The organism is Rhodococcus sp. 105337, from assembly GCF_012844225.1.
In the GTDB taxonomy this organism is placed as follows: domain Bacteria; phylum Actinomycetota; class Actinomycetes; order Mycobacteriales; family Mycobacteriaceae; genus Rhodococcus.
Genome location: NZ_JABAGQ010000007.1, coordinates 75,902 through 92,703 on the forward strand (window position 1 = coordinate 75,902; position 16,802 = coordinate 92,703).

The following is a 16,802-nucleotide window of genomic DNA, read 5'->3' on the forward strand; positions in this document are numbered from 1 at the left end:
CAGGATCAGCCGAGAGCCTGCTCGACGTCGGCCAGCAGGTCGGCGGCGTCTTCGATACCGACCGAGAGACGGACGAGATCGTCCGGCACCTCGAGCGCGGAACCGGCGGTCGACGCATGCGTCATCGCACCCGGGTGCTCGATGAGCGATTCCACCCCGCCGAGCGACTCGGCGAGCGTGAAGATCTCGGTGCGCTTGCAGAAGTCCAGGGCCGCCTGTCGGCCGCCGGCGAGTCGTACGGAGATCATGCCGCCGAAACGGCGCATCTGAGCGGCCGCGTACTCGTGACCCGGATGGTCGTCGAGACCGGGGTAGAGCACCTTGGTGACGGCCTTGTGACCCGACAGCAGTTCGACGATCTTCTCGGCGTTGTCGCAGTGCCGCTCCATGCGGACGGCAAGGGTCTTGATGCCCCGCAGGGTCAGGAAGGCGTCGAACGGACCGGGCACCGCGCCCGCACCGTTCTGCAGGAATGCGAACGCGGTGTCGAGTTCCTCGTCGTTCGTGACCAGGGCGCCGCCGACCACATCGGAGTGACCGCCGATGTACTTGGTTGTCGAGTGGAGCACGACGTCGGCACCGAGCGTGAGCGGCTGCTGCAGGTACGGCGAGGCGAAGGTGTTGTCCACGACGAGCTTGGCGCCGCCCTCGTGTGCGACGCCGGCGAGAGCCTCGATGTCACCGATGTTGAGCAACGGGTTGGTCGGGGTCTCGAGCCACACCAGCTTCGTCTCGGGACGGAGTGCGGCCCGGACGCCGTCCGCATCGTTGACGGAGACCGGCGTGTACTCGATGCCCCACTGCGTGAACACCTTGTCGATGAGCCGGAACGTGCCACCGTAGGCGTCGTTCGGGATCACGAGGTGGTCGCCGGGGCGCAGCACCGACCGCAGGAGGCAGTCGGTGGCGGCCATACCCGAGCCGAAAGCCCGCCCGTACGTGCCGCTTTCGAGCGCCGCCAGATTGGCTTCGAGGGGACGGCGGGTGGGGTTACCGGTGCGCGCGTACTCGAAACCGTTCCGCATCTCGCCGACGCCGTCCTGCGCGAAGGTCGACGACGCGTAGATGGGGACGTTGACGGCACCGGTCTGCGGGTCGGGTTCGAAGCCCGCATGGATGGCGCGGGTGGCGAAACCGTGCTGATTCTGATCGGTCATGAAGTATCTGTGTCCTATCGGCCTTGGGAGATGAATCCGAGGAGGTCGTGCCGCGTGATGACGCCGACGGGCTTGCCGTCGTCGATGACCATGAGCGCATCGGTGTCGCCGAACGCCTTCGTCGCGTCGGCAACGGACTCGCCGACGCCGATGTTGGGCAGCGGCGCACTCATGTGCTTCGCGACCGGGTCGGCGAGGTTCGCACGACCTTCGAAGACGGCGCTGAGCAATTCCCGCTCGCTGACGGACCCGGCGACCTCACCGGCGGTGACGGGCGGCTCCGCGCCGACGACGGGCATCTGGGACACGCCGTACTCACGGAGGATCTCGATCGCGTCGCGGACCGTCTCGGAGGGATGGGTGTGCACGAGATCGGGCAGGTCACCGGACTTGCCCCGCAGCACGTCGCCGACGGTGGAGGCGTCGGGCTTGCCGTCGAGCGGCGCGCGCAGGAAGCCGTAGCTGGCCATCCACTTGTCGTTGAAGATCTTCGCCAGGTAACCGCGACCGCCGTCGGGCAGCAGCACGACCACCACCGCGTCGGGGCCTTCCCGCTCGGCGACCTGCAGCGCGGCGACCATGGCCATGCCGCACGAGCCACCGACGAGCAGACCCTCTTCCCGGGCGAGCCGGCGAGTCATCTCGAACGAGTCCGCGTCGGAGACGGCGATGATCTCGTCGGGGATGGACGCGTCGTACGCGCTGGGCCAGAAGTCTTCGCCCACGCCCTCGACGAGGTAGGGGCGGCCGGTTCCGCCCGAGTACACCGAGCCCTCGGGGTCGACGCCGACGACCTTGACCTTGCCGTCCGAGACCTCTTTGAGGTAGCGGCCCGCACCGGAGATGGTGCCACCGGTACCGACGCCCGCGACGAAGTGCGTGATCTTGCCGTCGGTGTCGGCCCAGATCTCGGGGCCGGTGCTCTCGTAGTGGCTTTCCGGGCCGGCGGGGTTGGAGTACTGGTTGGGCTTCCAGCCTCCCGGCAGTTCGGCGGCGAGCCGGTCGGAGACGTTGTAGTAGCTGTCGGGATGCTCCGGCGGCACAGCGGTCGGGCACACGACCACTTCTGCGCCGTACGCGCGGAGCACGTTGCGCTTCTCCTCGCCTACCTTGTCGGGGCACACGAACACGCATTTGTATCCGCGCTGCTGGGCGACGAGGGCAAGGCCGATGCCGGTGTTACCGGAGGTGGGCTCGACGATGGTGCCGCCCGGCTTCAGTTCGCCCGAGGCTTCGGCAGCGTCGATCATCTTCACCGCGATGCGGTCCTTGGAGCTACCGCCGGGGTTGAGGTATTCGACTTTCGCTGCCACCAGGCCGGACCCCGGTTTCACCACGGAGTTGAGTTTGACGAGTGGGGTGTTTCCGATGAGGTCGACGACCGAATCCGCAATGCGCATGTCCCCATGATCCCACGACCGCCTCCGGCGCTGCGGGGACGGTCGCGGGGATGCTCGATACGAACGAAGGCCCCGGGCGCATCGCCCGGGGCCTTCGTTCGTGGTTGTTGCTAGTCGTTCTGGAAGTAGCTCAGCAGACGCAGGATCTCGACGTAGAGCCACACCAGGGTCACGGTGAGGCCGAGGGCGACGCCCCACGCGGCCTTCTCCGGAGCCTGAGCGCGGATCAGCTGATCGGCGGAGTCGAAGTCCAGCAGGAAGCTGAACGCCGCGATGCCGATGCACACGAGGCTGAAGATGATGGCCAGCGGGCCACCGTCACGCAGCCCGAGGCCGCCGTCGATGAAGAAGCCCGCGATGATGTTGCCCAGCGCGAGGATCAGGACACCGACGAGAGCGCCGACGATCATCCTGGTCAGACGCGGCGTGACCCGGATCGCGCCCGTGCGGTACACGACGAGCATGCCGAAGAAGACACCGAACGTGCCGAGGACGGCCTGAGCGATGAGTGTCGAGCCACCGGCGCCACCGAACGTGATGTCGGTGAACATGAACGACAGCGCGCCGAGGAAGAAGCCCTCCGCCACGGCGTACGCGAGCACGATCGCCGGATTGTCCATCTTGCGGCCGAAGGTGGCTACGAGCACCAGGACGAGACCGAGGAGACCGCCGCCGATGACGAACGGTGCGGCCAGGCCGGTGTTCATGGTGACGAGGACGTAGGAGATCAGCGCAGAGACGGTGAGCACGCCGAGCGTGATACCGGTCTTCGTGACGACGTCGTCGATGGTCATCGACCGCTCGGTCGTGGGCCGCGCCCACGGGTCCGTAGGAGAATACTGCGGCTGGCCGAATTGCTGGGTGACCTGCGCGGCGCCTGCCGACGCAGAGCCGAAACTGGCGTATCCGCCGCCCTCTTGCTTGGGCAGGTTACGGAACACCGGGTTACTGGTGGTGCGCACCGTGCACTTCCCTTCTGGTGGTCGCTTCTGTCCGCTCAACGCGTAAGCCGGGGCAGAAGTTCCCTCCCTCCGACCGCTGTGACGGTCGCCGCAGAGCAGACCCCGGACGAATCGGACTCTACCGGGTGCGCACCGATCGAGTCACGGTGAACTTGGGGTTGCGGCCCTCGACACTCGTGGCGCCGACCACCCGTTTCAGGATGGGGCGGTAGCGCAGGTGCGAGTTGTACACCGTCCACATCTCTCCTCCCGGACGCAGGATGCGACCCGCCGCGGCGAACATCTTCTCCGCGGCGCCGGTGTGGACGGCCGCACCGATGTGGAAGGGCGGGTTGCACACCACGAGGTCGACGGAGGCGTCGGGCAGCGAGCCTGCGACGTCGTCGCGCAGCGCATCGACGCGGTCGGCGACGCCGTTCGCGGATGCGGTCGCCGCGGCCGAGTCCACCGCGGCGGCCGACTGATCGGTGGCGATCACCCGCATGTCCGGGTGCTGCCGCGCGAGCACGGTCGCCAGGATGCCGGTGCCGCATCCGAGGTCCACGGCGACGGATGCGTCCGGTGCCGTTCGCGGCAGGAAGTCGAGGAGGAAGCGGGTGCCGATATCCAGTCGCGGGCCGGCGAACGCGGCGCCGTGCGCGACGACGACCAGGGCGAGTTCGGGGAGGGTTTCCCGTACCGGATAGGTGCTCGGGCCCGGGATCGGCCCGCGCGCGGTGACCACGCGCGACTTCTGCCTCCCCCGTGACGCCCGGACCTCGGCGAAAGATCGTGCGAGCACGTCGTTCATGGCGACGGTGATGTGCTTGTCCCGGCCACCGGCGAAGACGACGACTTCCGGGTCGGCGTGCCGGGCGATCGCTTCGGCTGTCTCGGTGAGCGCGCCGAGCGAACGCGGCAGGCGCAGGAGCACGACGCGGGCGCCGCGGAGGAGTTGTTCGTCCAGACCGTGTGACGCGTACCGGTCTGCGAGGTTCTCACGGGAAGCGTTGGCGGCCAGGGCGCGCTCGGCCACGATCGAATCCTGATGGACGTGCAGGCCGGATATCTCGTAGCGGACCGCCGCGCCGAGGGTCAGGGCACCGTACTGGTCGTCGATCACGACGACGGTGCCGTCGGGAGCCGCCTCGAGGGCCGGGCCGGCTTCGTCGAGGATCAGCCGGTCCGCGGCATCGACAGCGAACAGATTGGGCGCTTCCACATCCGGGAAGCGCCGCAACCTGTCGAACAGCGGGTCTGTCAGCACTCGCCCTTGCCGGCGTTCTCGATGGCGCGGAGCGTGTCTGCCTGCTGCTCTACGTCGAGCTCCTGCCACTGCGGGAGCTGCTGCTGCGCATCCGCGACGGCCTGCGCTGCCTGGGCACGATCCTGTCCCCATTCCTCGAGCTCGTCGAGGTACGGAACGAGAGCGTCGCAGTTCTCGTCGTAGCTGTTGCCGAGCTGCACACCTGCACCACCCTGCGCCGACGAGGCGCTCGTGGTGGTTGTGGTGGTCGTGGTGGTGGTCTCGTCGGCCGATGCGGTTCCGTCCGAGGATCCGCACGCCGACGCGAGCAGGACCACGCCTGCGCCGAACAGCGCCGCGACAGTCTTCTTCATTGATGTCCCACTTCTGATAGCAGTGTTGTTGGACCGGTCCGTTGGCATCGTTGCCAGGGTCCGGTCGGATCACGGTAAACGAGGGCGTGCGAACGATCCGCGTCGGGAGTGCACATTTCGGGACTACGCTGAAGAAACGGCCCCGCGAGGTGATCGAAACGATGCCTGATTACGAGTTGATCTCCACCCAGCGCGCCCCGGCGCCGACGGTGGACACTGCCGAAATCGTGCGTTCGCTGGCCGATGCGGGATTCACCGACGCCGAAGAAATCGGCCGCGGCGGTTTCGGAATCGTCTTCCGCTGCCGACAGGAGTCGCTGGACCGGACGGTCGCGGTGAAGGTGCTCCGCACGACCCTCGATCCCGACAACCTCGAACGATTCCTGCGGGAACAGCGCGCGATGGGCCGGCTCTCGGGCCACCCGAACATCGTCAACGTGCTGCAGGCCGGGACCACGGACTCGAACCAGCCGTACCTGGTGATGCACTACCACCCGCACGACTCGCTCGACACGCGGATCCGCAAGCACGGCCCTTTGCCGTGGCCGGAGGCGATACGGATCGGCGTGAAAGTCGCCGGGGCACTCGAGACCGCCCACCGTGCAGACGTCCTGCACCGGGACGTCAAGCCCGGCAACATCCTCATCACCGAATACGGCGAGCCCCAGCTCACCGACTTCGGCATCGCGCACGTGGGGGGCGGCTTCCGCACGACACCCGGGATGATCACCGGATCGCCCGCGTTCACCGCCCCCGAGGTCCTGCGCGGCGGGCAGCCGACACCGGCGTCGGATCTGTACGGGCTCGCCGCCACCTTGTTCTGCGCGATCACAGGTCACGCGGCCTTCGAACGCAAGGTGGGTGAGCGGGTCGTCGCCCAGTTCGTGCGGATGACGTCCGAGCCCGTCCCGGACCTTCGGGGCTCCGGTATCCCGGATGATCTGTGCGTCGCCCTCGAGAGCGGAATGGCGCCCGACCCCGAGGATCGTCCGGCGTCCGCCGCGGAGTTCGGTGAGCTTCTCCGTGCAATCGAGTGGCGTCACGGTCTGAAGGTCGACGACATGGCGCTGCCCTCGTCGCCGCCTGCGGATCTCACGGACGCGCGGGCGGACGCACCTCCGGAGACGGGCCACCCGCCTACCGCTGCCGTCACGCCGCGGTCGACTGCCCCCGCCACCCGTTTCCGTCCTCCGCTGCCTGCCCGGCCGCTCGTCCACCGAACCCGCTTGCTTCGACTGCTCCGCTCCGGGCAGAGTCGGCGGCTCACTGCCATCCACGGCCCGACCGGATTCGGGAAGTCGACTCTCGCGGCGCAATGGCGGGACGTGCTCACAGCCGAAGGTGTTCCCGTCGCGTGGCTCACCGTGGACAGCGACGACAACGACGTCACCTGGTTTCTCGCGCACCTGATCGAAGCCGTCAAGCAACTCCACCCCGCGCTCGCCCGCGACCTCGCGCAGATTCTGCAGGCGCACGGTGACGAGGCGACCCGTTACGTCCTGAGTACGCTCATCGACGAGATCTTCCGGACCGGTGAGCCGACGACGCTCGTGGTCGACGACTGGCATCGTGTCACCTCACAGGAAACCGTTGCGGCTCTCGAACTTCTGATCGAGCAAGGGCCACCGAACCTGCACGTCGTCGTCACCAGCCGCAGCCGGGCCGGATTACCGCTCAGCCGCATGCGCGTGCGCGACGAGCTGCTGGAAGTCGACTCGGCCGCATTGCGTTTCGACGACCAGGAGTCCGAGGCGTTTCTTCGCGACGTCGGGGGCCTGCATCTGTCTCCCGACGACGTACAGCGATTGAACAACACCACCGAAGGCTGGGCCGCTGCCCTGCAACTCGCGTCGTTGTCGTTGCGGGACAGCGACGATCCGTCGGCCATGATCGAGAATCTGAGCGGTCGCCACCACGCGATCGGTGAATACCTCGCCGAGAACGTACTTTCCACGCTCAAGCCGGAGATGTACGAGTTCCTCACGGCGATTTCGGTCACGCACTCCATCTGTGCCGGACTCGCCACAGCACTGACCGGCGAGCCGCACAGCCAGGCGATGCTCGAGGACGCGGAACAACGCGACTTGTTCCTTCGTCCGGTGGACGACGAACGCGTCTGGTTCCGCTTCCATCACCTGTTCCGCGAGTTCCTGCGCCGACGCCTCGAACGCGACCATCCCGAGCGCATCCCCGCACTGCACCGCGCCGCCGCGCAGTGGTGCGCGCGGCACCACCTGATCCGCGAGTCCGTCGACCACGCGCTCGCCGCCGGTGACACGGCATTCGCGGTGGATCTGGTGGCCACGGACGGCATGTCCCTGATGGAGCAGGGGCATATGGGCACTCTCCTGGCCCAGATCGACAAGCTGCCACCTCGGGCGGTCGCCGACGACCCCCGTCTGCTGTTGAGTCGAAGCTGGGCCGACGCTGCGCTGCAGCGGTTCTCGGAGGCACGGGGGGCGCTTGCCGCCATTCCGGCCGCATGCGCCCGAAGCACTCTCCCCTCGTCCGAACTCGATGCGCTCCTCGTCGAGACCCGCGTGGCCGAAGCGGCGCTCCTGATGAACGCCGATCAGGTCCGGGGGATCGCAGAGTTGGTGGAACCGGTCCTCGCCGAACCCCAGGATGCCCGTCCCTGGGCGGTAGGCTCCGCGTCCGTCCTCGCGTCCTACGCGGACCTCCTGTGTTTCGAATTCGACAGTGCGCGGCGCCGTCAGGAGTGGGCCCGGCCTTACCACGAGCGCGCACGCGGGCAGTTCGCGTCGATCTACGGGATGTGCCTGTGCGGCATGGCCGCGAACGAACAACTCGACGTTGCGGGCGCCGAGGAGTACTTCCGCAGGGCATTGCGCGCGGCTCGGAACAGCAGCGGAATCCACAGCCACGCGGGTCGGCTGTCGGCTGCGATGCTCGGCGAGATGATGTACGAGCAGGGACGAATCACTGAGGCGGAAGCCTTGCTCGACGAGAGTAAATTACTCGGAATCGAGGGTGGCATAGCCGATTTCATGATGGCTCGCTTTGCCACCGCAGCTCGGCTGAAGTTACTGCGCGGAGACAGGGATGCCGCCCTCGAACTGCTCGACGAAGGACTTCGGGCGGCGTCGACACACGAACTTCCGCGCCTGCGAGCACGAATCGAGAACGAACGTCTGCGTTTGGGTTTCGACCCCGAGGTACCGCCGCACCGAACGATGCCGGATCCCGATACGCCCCTCGCGGTGGGACCGGAAGAGGTCACCGCGCAATACGAGGACGCTACCGCGATCCGTCTGCTCTACCGCACCGGCGAGCCGGCCGCCGTGGCCGAATCCGTGGAGTGGGCGCGGTGGTGGCAACGCCGGACCGCAGGCCGTCGCCCGCGGACTCACATGAGTTACACCCGGCTCGTCGTGGCATGCCTCCACGCCGCCGGGCGGTACGAGGAAGCGGAGCGAACCGTTGCGCCGCTCGTCGCGCTGTGCGGGGAGCGCGGATTGGTGCGGCATCTCATCGACGGTGGCCCGCACGTGGTCGCGGTGCTCCAGTCGTTGCAGGACAGGGTGCGCACCGGCACGCTGCCCGGAGGGTGGCCCATCGTCGACGAGGCATTCCTCGCCGAAATGCTCCGACTGGCCGACGCCGGAGGTGTCGGCACCCGAATGTGACGGCCGGAACGGTTGCACGCAGGGACACGCGCCCCGTCGTCACCCGCGACGAACCGGTTCGAGAACACGGGCTCGACCCTGCACACACCGGGAGCGAGTCGGGCAGACTGCGAGAATGACCACCATCCACGACGGCCAGGTCCGCACACGGGTGTGGCGCAGCGGAAGAGTCGAGGGTGACAACGTCCCGTTCGCCGACATCTCGGACTACCTGCAGGACCCCGACTGCCTCGTATGGGTGGATCTTCTCGATCCGAAACCGGAGAGACTGTTCGCGCTGGCGGAGGAGCTGAGCTTCGACCCCCACGCGGTGGAAGATGCGCTCGCGCGCGGCGAACGCACCAAAGCGACGCGCTATGCGACGCACACCTTCCTCACCGTCTACGCCACGCACCTCGCGACCGGCCCTGATCCCGCGGTGGAGGCGTACGAATCCCGGCTGAGCACGACGCGGATCTCGGCATTCCTTCTGCCCGGGTGCCTGGTCACCGTCCGTAGCCGCGGCCCGTTCGACATGGACGATGTGGTGACCCGCTGGGACGCAAACCCCGACCTGCTGAAATTCGGCACCGCTGCGTTGCTGCACGGCCTGCTCGACGTGGTCGTCGACGGGCAATTCGACACCATCCGTGACCTCGACGACGCGATCGAGGAGATCGAGGACGGGTTGTTCGCCGACGAGGCCCAGCCGAAGCAGATCCAGCGGGCTGTCTACAGGCTCCGCAAGGAACTGGTTCAGCTGCGCAGGGTCGTGCTGCCGATGCGAGAGGTCGTCAACGCGGTGATGCACTTTCGCGCCGAACACGGTATCACGCCCGGGCTGGACGGTTGGTACACCGACCTCTACGACCACGTTCTCCGTGCCACGGAATGGACCGAATCGCTACGCGACATGGTCACGACCGTCTTCGAGACGAATCTGTCGCTGCAGGATGCCCGTCTCAACACCGTCATGAAGAAGCTGACCGGCTGGGCCGCGATCATCGCGGTGCCGACCGCTGTGACCGGCTGGTTCGGGATGAACGTGCCGTTTCCCGGCTCGGGAGAGGAAATGGGCGTCCTCGCGGTCGCTGTCATCGTCTTCTTCTCCGCAGCCGTGCTGTTCGTGCTGTTCAAACGCCGCGACTGGCTCTAGGCCGACCGGTCTCCGCTCGGGCGATCGCTAGAGGAAGACCATGATCAGCGCGATGATCAGCGCAATGATCACCAGCACCGTGACCACGCGCCACACCGCCGCTGCCCCGCCACCGGACCGGTTGCGCGTCAGTTCGGGATCGGCATCGGGGGCATCGCCGATGGGGTCGCCGCTGTTCGGGTCGGACATTTTCTCCTCCTCATGGGTCTACCCAGGCAGTGTTACACGGTCGGCCGCATTCGGCGCCGCTTGCCGGTTCGCGGTTTCGCTGCGTGCCGGCCGGGTATCCGGAGAGAGAACCGTCCGTCAAACAAGGAGGACCGACCGATGGCCGATTTCATCGACAAGGCGAAGCACAAGGCAGAAGAACTGGCCGGCAAGGCCAAGGAGCACGGTGGCAAGGCCACCAACGATCGTGATCTCGAGGCCGAAGGCAAGGGCCAGCAGACCAAGGGCGGCATGAAGCAGGCCGGTGACAAGGTCACCGACGCCGCAGACGACGTCAAGAGGTCGTTCAAGCAGGACTGACATCCCTGCCGACATCCGGGCCGGGGGCCGCGCATCGTGCGCGGCCCCCGGCCCGTTTCGCGTGGGACAACCTCAGGACGCGCCCTCGGTGTCGTCGAAGAAGTGCCAGGTTCCGTCTTCGTCGTTCTGGGCCTCCATCCGCCAGCCGAGTTCGCTGTTGTCGGCACGCTTGTCGACGAACCACGCGTGCGCGTCATCGGCACTGGCGATTTCCTTGGTCTCGACGATGTCGCCCTTGGGATCGATCACTCTGTAATTAGCCATGCCCGAGTACTTCCCGGCGGAGCCCCGGCCCTAAACCTCCTTTTCCTCCCCGCTCGCGCCGCCCCGCTCCCGCCGTGTCGCACAGCGGGACCGCGACCCAGGGGTGTAGGGTGGAGAAATCGCACGGCTCGCAGCCTCCGAGCTATCTTCTTCGGACGGGCCTCGATGATCTTCTTCGATCTGCACCCGAGTACCCGCGCATACACCGCGCGACCTCGCTGTTTGCACCTCGTCGCTCCCCTTCGGCCGGAGTTGTCCGCGCCGAACCCGAAAGGACCACCATGAGTAGCTACACCGAAGCCAACAATCCCTTGTTCCTGCAGCCGGTCAACCCGAACGAGCCGGAGCAGGCCGAGCCTGTCGCGCCTGCCGCGCAGGTCGGCCCCTACGACTACAGCTCGATCTTCTCCGGTCGCCCCTGACGGCCTACGGTGTCGCGAACTCCACGAGAGCTCGCGACACCGGTTCGCCGTGCCCGTCGTTCTGATCGGCTGCCGCGGTGAGAACGTCGATGTGGTTGTACCCGGGAAGGGTGATCGCCACAGCGTTCGGATGGTTCGACGCCGGGAGCGTGATTCCACCGCTCCCGCGCAACGTGAGGACCGGGTTCCTCGTCACCCCGTCGCGGTACAGATGATGCGCCGCAAACGACGGGGCCGTACTCTGCGCGAGATCCGACGGTAAGCGCATCGGGAAGTACCACTCGGTGAAATCCAACGGCGGCTCGGACAGGTTGCGCGCCAACTCGTTTATCGATGTCACCTCACCGGCCCGAGAGGTATACCGGCTTTCCTCCGGCAACGACGCTTCGGTACCCACCTCGTCGTAATCGAGCCACCGGTAGATCACCTCGGGGTCGCCGTATACCGCCGGCGACGCCTTCGGGGCGTCCCCGAAGGATCCCGATTCGAGTATCTCCGGAGTGGACGGCACCGGGAACACCTTGTCCTGCACGGGCCCTCCGGTCATGAACCCGACACTCGCCTGCAAGAACCCCAGCGGCTGTGAGTTGTCGTCCAGGAGGGCGCCGAGCACCGCTTCATTGGTGGCGTTGAGCGTCCGCACATCGGGTACACCCGTCGCGAACATCTCCGGATCCTTCGCCAGCAACGTACGCAGCGTCCAGTTCACGTTCGCGTTGTCGGGCATCCGCGACACGATGTCGTTGACCCCGTCGGGGTCCAACCGTGCCGCAAGCCCTGCCAGCGCAAGGGTATTCGTGGTTTCGGGGTTGATGACCGCGGGAAGTTGCAGGACCGGACTCGCCGTGGAGGCCGCTCCGAGGAAGATCTCGAGCGGTGCGGCCAATGCTTCGGGTACGTCGGGTTGCTGCCCGGAACTCGGGAACGGCGCGCCCGCACGAATAACGGTATCGAGCGCGAAATAGCCCGAGCACTGGTTGTAGCCGGCGTCGTCGGTGGTGGCAGGGTCGGCGTCGAAATCCCATTCCGCGAAGTAGCCGGTGATGAAACCGCCCATCGAGTGCCCACCGCAGAGCACCTTCTCCTTGCGGACCTTCTGGTCCGGAAACTCGTGTCGCAGAAGGTCGTACTGGTCGCGCAGGGTCTGCTCGAGACCCACATGTGCGAGCCACGCGACATCCGACCCTGTCGCATGTCCTTCGAAGCGTGCGCCGTCGATCTCGGCGTCGCGGAAGTAGTAGTCGGCGGCCGTATCCAGATCGCCCGTCTCGAGCGCGGCGCGCATCCCGACGTGGTCCTCGAGACAGTTGGAGCGCCGGTCGAGGGCCCAGAACTCGACGTGCAGGCCGCGCTCTGAGGCCGCCACCACCGTATTGCGAGCCACACTCTCGAATGCCCCTGCGCCCTCGAAGATTCCGGGCTGTGCGACGAAGATGCGATCGGCATCCCCGGACTCGACGGGGCCGTCGACCGACCGCCACCGCAGATACGACAGTCGGTCGCACTCCGGTGGGTGCGGCCCCACCTCCGGCGGTAACGGCACGGCGATGGACACGACCGACCCCGCAACCTTCTCGGCGAGCGGCGCTGTGGACAGGTACGGAACCTCGGTCCGGTCTCCGGCCTGCGCGTGGGCCACCCCCGGGAGGACCACCATGCCGGCACCGGCCGTCGCCGCGAGCAGCACCGACATCGACGCCCGCGCGACCGCATCCACGATCTTCATGTGTCCCCCCACCGAGTCCCTCGGATCGAACCGCACCGGGTGGCGTATGGCAACCCCGCCGTCCGGAATCTGTCGATTCCACCACGGTGGGTGCGACGGTGACGTGGAATACCGCATTCGGCGGCAGCGCTCCGCAGGTTCGGTCAGGCGCGGCGCTCCGGGACGGTCCCGGCCCCCGGCCGGGTGGCTCGTCGGCCGATCCGGACCCCGGCCGGGGTCGAACGATCCCGGAGCGCGCGTCGTATTACCCGTTCACCTTCGCCGAAGGTCCCTATCGGTAAGGCCGTTCGTCCTCAATCCTGACGACCTTCGGCGCGAATACGTATTGCCGGCCCAGATTTCCCCGCAGGGTGACGGAGGCGGCCGGCTGGGGATATGAGATTCCGGCGTCACTTGCCCGTGTTCGAACGGCCGTGATCACTCGACCCGCGGTTGCGCCGCCTGCGGAGGAAGTTCGACACCGCCAACAACGATTTCGACGTCTTCGTCGGGTGCCCTTTTCGGCGCTGCAGAACACCGGCAACGAGAGACAAACCCCCGGCGACCAGCGGAACTGCCAGCGAGAGCAGCACCCATCGACGGACCGGCTTACTGAGCAGAGCCCACATGTGAAGTCCTTTCACCCATACGCCGCCTCGTCGATCGAGGCGACGGTCGTGCCATCCATGGACGGCCGACGTCTTTCCCTCTTATCTATGCCCAGAGTGCCCTCCACCTATTCCCTCCTGCGGCGATGAAGATCATCCGGCACAACGCAATCGGATTCGGCGTCACGGCAGGCGAAAGCCCCCTCGAGGGCCCGGCACGGAAAGATCGGCGCCCCTTCCGCTCGGGTACGATTCCCCGGGGTTAAAGAGAAGCCCTTGATCGTCAATCGTGTCCGCGGTGTCGAGTGCGAGTTTTCGAACCGGCGGGATCGGGTCTGTTTCAGGAGAAACCCTTCAATGAGAGTTGTTCCCGCGTCGAATGCTCGGCCGGTCTCCCCTCCCCGCGGTCCAGGGGGAATCGGGGCTTCGGATCGCCGTGCGTCGCGTCACCGGTGGTGCCCGCCGAGCACAGTCGGCCGACACCCGTGTTCGTCTGAGCCGGTAGAGATCTCGAGTGCTTCCGAGTGCATGCACCGAGATTCCGGTCGCCCGGTGGTCACCGCATGACGGACCACGACGGGAACGGATCCTCGACCGTCACCCCGGCGTCGAACAACGCCGATCCCGCAACTGTGTTCACTGCCCTGGCCGAGATCCTGTACGGCGGCGCCGACGCTTCCGAGGTGTACTCGGCGATCTGCGTGGCCGCAACCCTGCTCGTGCCCGGCTGTGACCACGCGAGCGTGATGCTGCGCCGCAACGGAGAGTTCGTCCTCGTCGCCGCCAGCGACGATGTCGCTGCGGCCATCGATTCCCACGAGCGGCACCTCGGTGAGGGACCCTGCCTGGACGCGATCGAGGAAGAGGTTCCGCAGATCGAGGCAGATCTGCGGAACGGCTCGTCGTGGCCCGCACTCGCCCGGGCGGTGGTCGAGTCCACCCCCGTGCGCGGAGCAATGGGTTTCCGGTTGCTGATCGACGAACGGAAGGTCGGGGCACTGAATCTGTTCTCGGATACTGTCGGCGCGTTCACTTCCGCGGCCGCGGCCGACCATGCCAGCATGCTGGCGGCGTTCGCCTCGGTCACTGCCACCGCAATCGGCCGCGGCGAAGACATCGACTCGCTGCGTAGCGGTTTGGTGAGCAATCGGGAGATCGGCAAAGCAGTCGGCCTCGTGATGGCGGCCCAGGACCTCACAGCCGACGAGGCGTTCGACCTTCTGCGGCGCACGTCGCAGCAAGTCAATCTCAAGGTTGCGGATCTGGCCCGCACCGTCGTCGAGAATCATTCCGTCGGCAAGGACCGCTGAGCCCCGACGGCGGCGTGAGCTACTGCTCTGAACTCACGCCGCCTGGGTCCGACCACCCGCCCGGGCAGATGTCAAACCTCTCTCTCCGGTACCCCGCCCTCACTGCACGGAAACCCGCGGGATCGACAGCACCGCCATGTCCCCCGGCGGCGCCGGAACTGCGCTAGGAGCGCGCCGCGCCGGGCAGGCCCGCGGGGTGAACGGCTCCCGATGGTCCCAGCTCGGTCTGGGTTTTCGCGCCGACGAGTGTGAAGCACACGCGGGCTCCCTCCGTCCACGTGGTGTCGATCCAGATGTTGCCCCCGTGGTAGTCGACGATCTTTCGGCATACGGCCAGACCGATACCGGTCCCGGTGTAGACGTCCCGGGCATGCAAGCGCTGGAAGATGACGAAGACTTTTTCCGCGAATTCGGCGGGGATACCGATGCCGTTGTCGCTGACGGAGAACTCCCAGCCGGCCGCGTCGTCCTCCGCGTCCACCCTCTCGCACGTGATCCGGACGACGGGAGTCCGGTCGGGATGCCGGAACTTGATCGCATTGGCCAGCAGGTTCTGCCAAAGCATCGTCAGCAGGGTGGGGTCACCGGTCAGCTCGGGCATCTTCTCGGGCCGCTCGATGCGGGCCTGTGCCTCGTCGATCATGATCGCGAGATTGGACTGCGCCTTGTCCAAGGTCTTGTCCAGGTCCACGCGCAGACGCGCGTCGTTGACCCGGCCCACGCGGGAGAACGCCAGCAGGTCGTTGATGAGGACCTGCATACGTTTCGCCCCGTCGACCGCGAAGGCGATGTACTGGGCACCCCGGTCGTCGAGTTTGTCTCCGTAGCGCTTCTCGAGCAACTGGCAGAAGGAGGCAACCTTGCGCAGCGGTTCCTGCAGGTCGTGCGACGCAACGTAGGCGAACTGCTCCAGTTCGGTGTTGGAGCGTCGAAGCTCGTCGGCCTGGGCATCGAGATCGGCGGTCTGACGAGCTAGCTTGTCCTGCTGCCGGCGTGCATCGGTCAATGCCTGGGCGATGTGCCCGCGCATCGCCTCCACGTCCGTCGCAAGGTCCCGGATGTCCTTCGGGCCCTGCGGGTAGATGTGCTGATCGAAGTTCCCGTCACCGGCAACCCGCCGCGTCGCCGCCCGGAGCCGGAGAAGTGGCGTGGCGACCAGGTTGTGCACGAGCACGACCATGAGTGCGCCGGTGAACAGGAAACCGACCACCATCGCCACGAGGACAGAATTGCGGACGGTGCGGGCTTGCACGAGCCCCTCGTAACCGTCCGCCTGAGCCTGGACGAGGATCGTGTTCTGGTCCTCGAATTGGGAGCGCAGCACGTCGAAGGCGGCACGTCCGCGTTCGATCTCCGCGATATCGGTTCGCTCGGTCCCGCTCGGCGGTGCATCCACGAGCGGCTCTGCGTACTCGGCACGCCATGCCGCCGCATTCGAGGTGATGGTGTCGAGGTTGGCGAGCGCATCGTCGTGGCCGGCCATCAGGGTGCGCAGCCGCTCCACGGAGTTCCGCTCGGCCTCGAGCCCGGTGAGGTACGGCTCGAGAAAGCCCGGGTCTCCGGTGAGGGCATAACCACGCGCTCCGGTCTCCTGGTTGAGCAGAGCAGACTGGAACCGGTACGCCTCGACCTGTGCCGGCTGGATGTCCACGACCAACTGGTCGGTGATCCGGGCGGTCCGGTCGATGAAGTAGGTACCGATAACCGTGCCCACCAGAAGGAACACCGCCAGGGCTGCGAACGCAACCTGGAACCAGCCCTGGACAGTCATCCGGGAACGGATCTGTTCGCTCTTGGGTTCGGGTAACGAAGGATCTCTCATGCTCGCTTAGGTCCTGTTCTTTCCACTTCGCGCCGCACACCGGTCCGATGTCCGCGTGCGTTTCCGATCCGAGCGAGACGGGACGACCCTGCACGCGGCAGGGGTACCGACATCGAGAACACCGCCGTAGCGTACTGGGAGGAATCGGACACGGGTAATCGCACGGCATCGATGGTCTTTTCCTGCCCGTCCGAACGAATTGCAGCCGGACACGCTCGGGTCCCGGGCGGCTCGGGACCGATC

14 protein-coding genes are annotated in these 16,802 nt (G+C 66.8%); 5 read left to right on the forward strand and 9 right to left on the reverse strand.

Going from position 1 to position 16,802, the window contains the following annotated elements:
- Window positions 1-5 precede the first annotated feature (5 nt).
- The 5 genes from HF886_RS13005 to HF886_RS21090 all read right to left on the reverse strand — a co-directional run bounded on the left by HF886_RS13005 (window position 6) and on the right by HF886_RS21090 (window position 5,118).
- The gene (locus HF886_RS13005) at window positions 6-1,157 is read right to left on the reverse strand and encodes a cystathionine gamma-synthase (RefSeq protein ID WP_169652511.1); all 1,152 of its coding nucleotides are present in this window, start codon (window positions 1,155-1,157) and stop codon (window positions 6-8) included.
- A gap of 14 nt (window positions 1,158-1,171) precedes the next feature.
- Window positions 1,172-2,557 (reverse strand): cystathionine beta-synthase, encoded by a 1,386-nt coding sequence (locus tag HF886_RS13010; RefSeq protein ID WP_169621533.1) that lies wholly within the window; start codon window positions 2,555-2,557, stop codon window positions 1,172-1,174.
- Between the two features lie 110 nt (window positions 2,558-2,667).
- A complete protein-coding gene (locus tag HF886_RS13015) occupies window positions 2,668-3,519 on the reverse strand; it encodes a Bax inhibitor-1/YccA family protein (protein WP_169652512.1) in 852 nt (283 codons plus the stop codon).
- 118 nt (window positions 3,520-3,637) lie between these two features.
- On the reverse strand, window positions 3,638-4,765 hold the full coding sequence (locus HF886_RS13020; protein ID WP_346765361.1) for a methyltransferase: 1,128 nt from the start codon (window positions 4,763-4,765) through the stop codon (window positions 3,638-3,640).
- Complete coding sequence (locus HF886_RS21090) at window positions 4,759-5,118, reverse strand: hypothetical protein (protein ID WP_240952338.1); 360 nt, start codon at window positions 5,116-5,118, stop codon at window positions 4,759-4,761. Before HF886_RS21090 ends, HF886_RS13020 begins: the two co-directional genes overlap by 7 nt.
- A gap of 161 nt (window positions 5,119-5,279) precedes the next feature.
- On the opposite strand from HF886_RS21090, the gene HF886_RS13025 reads away from it, so the two are divergent.
- Together HF886_RS13025 and HF886_RS13030 are read left to right on the forward strand one after the other, a co-directional pair.
- The gene (locus HF886_RS13025) at window positions 5,280-8,765 is read left to right on the forward strand and encodes a serine/threonine-protein kinase (protein ID WP_169652514.1); all 3,486 of its coding nucleotides are present in this window, start codon (window positions 5,280-5,282) and stop codon (window positions 8,763-8,765) included.
- A 115-nt stretch (window positions 8,766-8,880) separates the two neighbouring features.
- Complete coding sequence (locus HF886_RS13030; protein WP_169652515.1) at window positions 8,881-9,900, forward strand: magnesium transporter CorA family protein; 1,020 nt, start codon at window positions 8,881-8,883, stop codon at window positions 9,898-9,900.
- A gap of 27 nt (window positions 9,901-9,927) precedes the next feature.
- Here the strand turns inward: HF886_RS13030 and HF886_RS13035 are convergent, their stop codons facing one another.
- Window positions 9,928-10,089 (reverse strand): hypothetical protein, encoded by a 162-nt coding sequence (locus HF886_RS13035; protein ID WP_169621528.1) that lies wholly within the window; start codon window positions 10,087-10,089, stop codon window positions 9,928-9,930.
- A 138-nt stretch (window positions 10,090-10,227) separates the two neighbouring features.
- On the opposite strand from HF886_RS13035, the gene HF886_RS13040 reads away from it, so the two are divergent.
- Window positions 10,228-10,428: a CsbD family protein gene (locus HF886_RS13040; RefSeq protein ID WP_169621527.1), complete on the forward strand. Its 201-nt coding sequence runs from the start codon at window positions 10,228-10,230 to the stop codon at window positions 10,426-10,428.
- Between the two features lie 72 nt (window positions 10,429-10,500).
- Here the strand turns inward: HF886_RS13040 and HF886_RS13045 are convergent, their stop codons facing one another.
- Window positions 10,501-10,692, reverse strand: a complete 192-nt coding sequence (locus HF886_RS13045; RefSeq protein WP_169621526.1) for a hypothetical protein — start codon at window positions 10,690-10,692, stop codon at window positions 10,501-10,503.
- 281 nt (window positions 10,693-10,973) lie between these two features.
- Between HF886_RS13045 and HF886_RS13050 the strand changes: the two genes are divergently transcribed.
- Complete coding sequence (locus HF886_RS13050; RefSeq protein ID WP_169652516.1) at window positions 10,974-11,114, forward strand: hypothetical protein; 141 nt, start codon at window positions 10,974-10,976, stop codon at window positions 11,112-11,114.
- Between the two features lie 4 nt (window positions 11,115-11,118).
- Here the strand turns inward: HF886_RS13050 and HF886_RS13055 are convergent, their stop codons facing one another.
- Complete coding sequence (locus HF886_RS13055; RefSeq protein WP_240955117.1) at window positions 11,119-12,840, reverse strand: hypothetical protein; 1,722 nt, start codon at window positions 12,838-12,840, stop codon at window positions 11,119-11,121.
- 1,150 nt (window positions 12,841-13,990) lie between these two features.
- Between HF886_RS13055 and HF886_RS13060 the strand changes: the two genes are divergently transcribed.
- Entirely contained in the window at window positions 13,991-14,737 is a 747-nt protein-coding gene (locus HF886_RS13060; RefSeq protein WP_169652517.1) for a GAF and ANTAR domain-containing protein, read from the forward strand.
- A 163-nt stretch (window positions 14,738-14,900) separates the two neighbouring features.
- Here the strand turns inward: HF886_RS13060 and HF886_RS13065 are convergent, their stop codons facing one another.
- Window positions 14,901-16,559 carry a sensor histidine kinase gene (locus tag HF886_RS13065; RefSeq protein ID WP_169621524.1) on the reverse strand — a complete coding sequence of 553 codons (1,659 nt, stop codon included), beginning with the start codon at window positions 16,557-16,559 and terminating at the stop codon, window positions 14,901-14,903.
- Window positions 16,560-16,802: the final 243 nt, after the last annotated feature.

Bases quoted from the DNA above. Each gene is read 5' to 3' on its own strand.
- HF886_RS13005 (WP_169652511.1), bottom strand. From the start codon at position 1,157: ATGACCGATCAGAATCAGCACGGTTTCGCCACCCGCGCCATCCATGCG.
- HF886_RS13040 (WP_169621527.1), top strand. From the start codon at position 10,228: ATGGCCGATTTCATCGACAAGGCGAAGCACAAGGCAGAAGAACTGGCC.
- HF886_RS13055 (WP_240955117.1), bottom strand. From the start codon at position 12,840: ATGAAGATCGTGGATGCGGTCGCGCGGGCGTCGATGTCGGTGCTGCTC.
- HF886_RS13045 (WP_169621526.1), bottom strand. From the start codon at position 10,692: ATGGCTAATTACAGAGTGATCGATCCCAAGGGCGACATCGTCGAGACC.
- HF886_RS13010 (WP_169621533.1), bottom strand. From the start codon at position 2,557: ATGCGCATTGCGGATTCGGTCGTCGACCTCATCGGAAACACCCCACTC.
- HF886_RS13050 (WP_169652516.1), top strand. From the start codon at position 10,974: ATGAGTAGCTACACCGAAGCCAACAATCCCTTGTTCCTGCAGCCGGTC.
- HF886_RS21090 (WP_240952338.1), bottom strand. From the start codon at position 5,118: ATGAAGAAGACTGTCGCGGCGCTGTTCGGCGCAGGCGTGGTCCTGCTC.
- HF886_RS13065 (WP_169621524.1), bottom strand. From the start codon at position 16,559: ATGAGAGATCCTTCGTTACCCGAACCCAAGAGCGAACAGATCCGTTCC.
- HF886_RS13060 (WP_169652517.1), top strand. From the start codon at position 13,991: ATGACGGACCACGACGGGAACGGATCCTCGACCGTCACCCCGGCGTCG.
- HF886_RS13025 (WP_169652514.1), top strand. From the start codon at position 5,280: ATGCCTGATTACGAGTTGATCTCCACCCAGCGCGCCCCGGCGCCGACG.
- HF886_RS13035 (WP_169621528.1), bottom strand. From the start codon at position 10,089: ATGTCCGACCCGAACAGCGGCGACCCCATCGGCGATGCCCCCGATGCC.
- HF886_RS13030 (WP_169652515.1), top strand. From the start codon at position 8,881: ATGACCACCATCCACGACGGCCAGGTCCGCACACGGGTGTGGCGCAGC.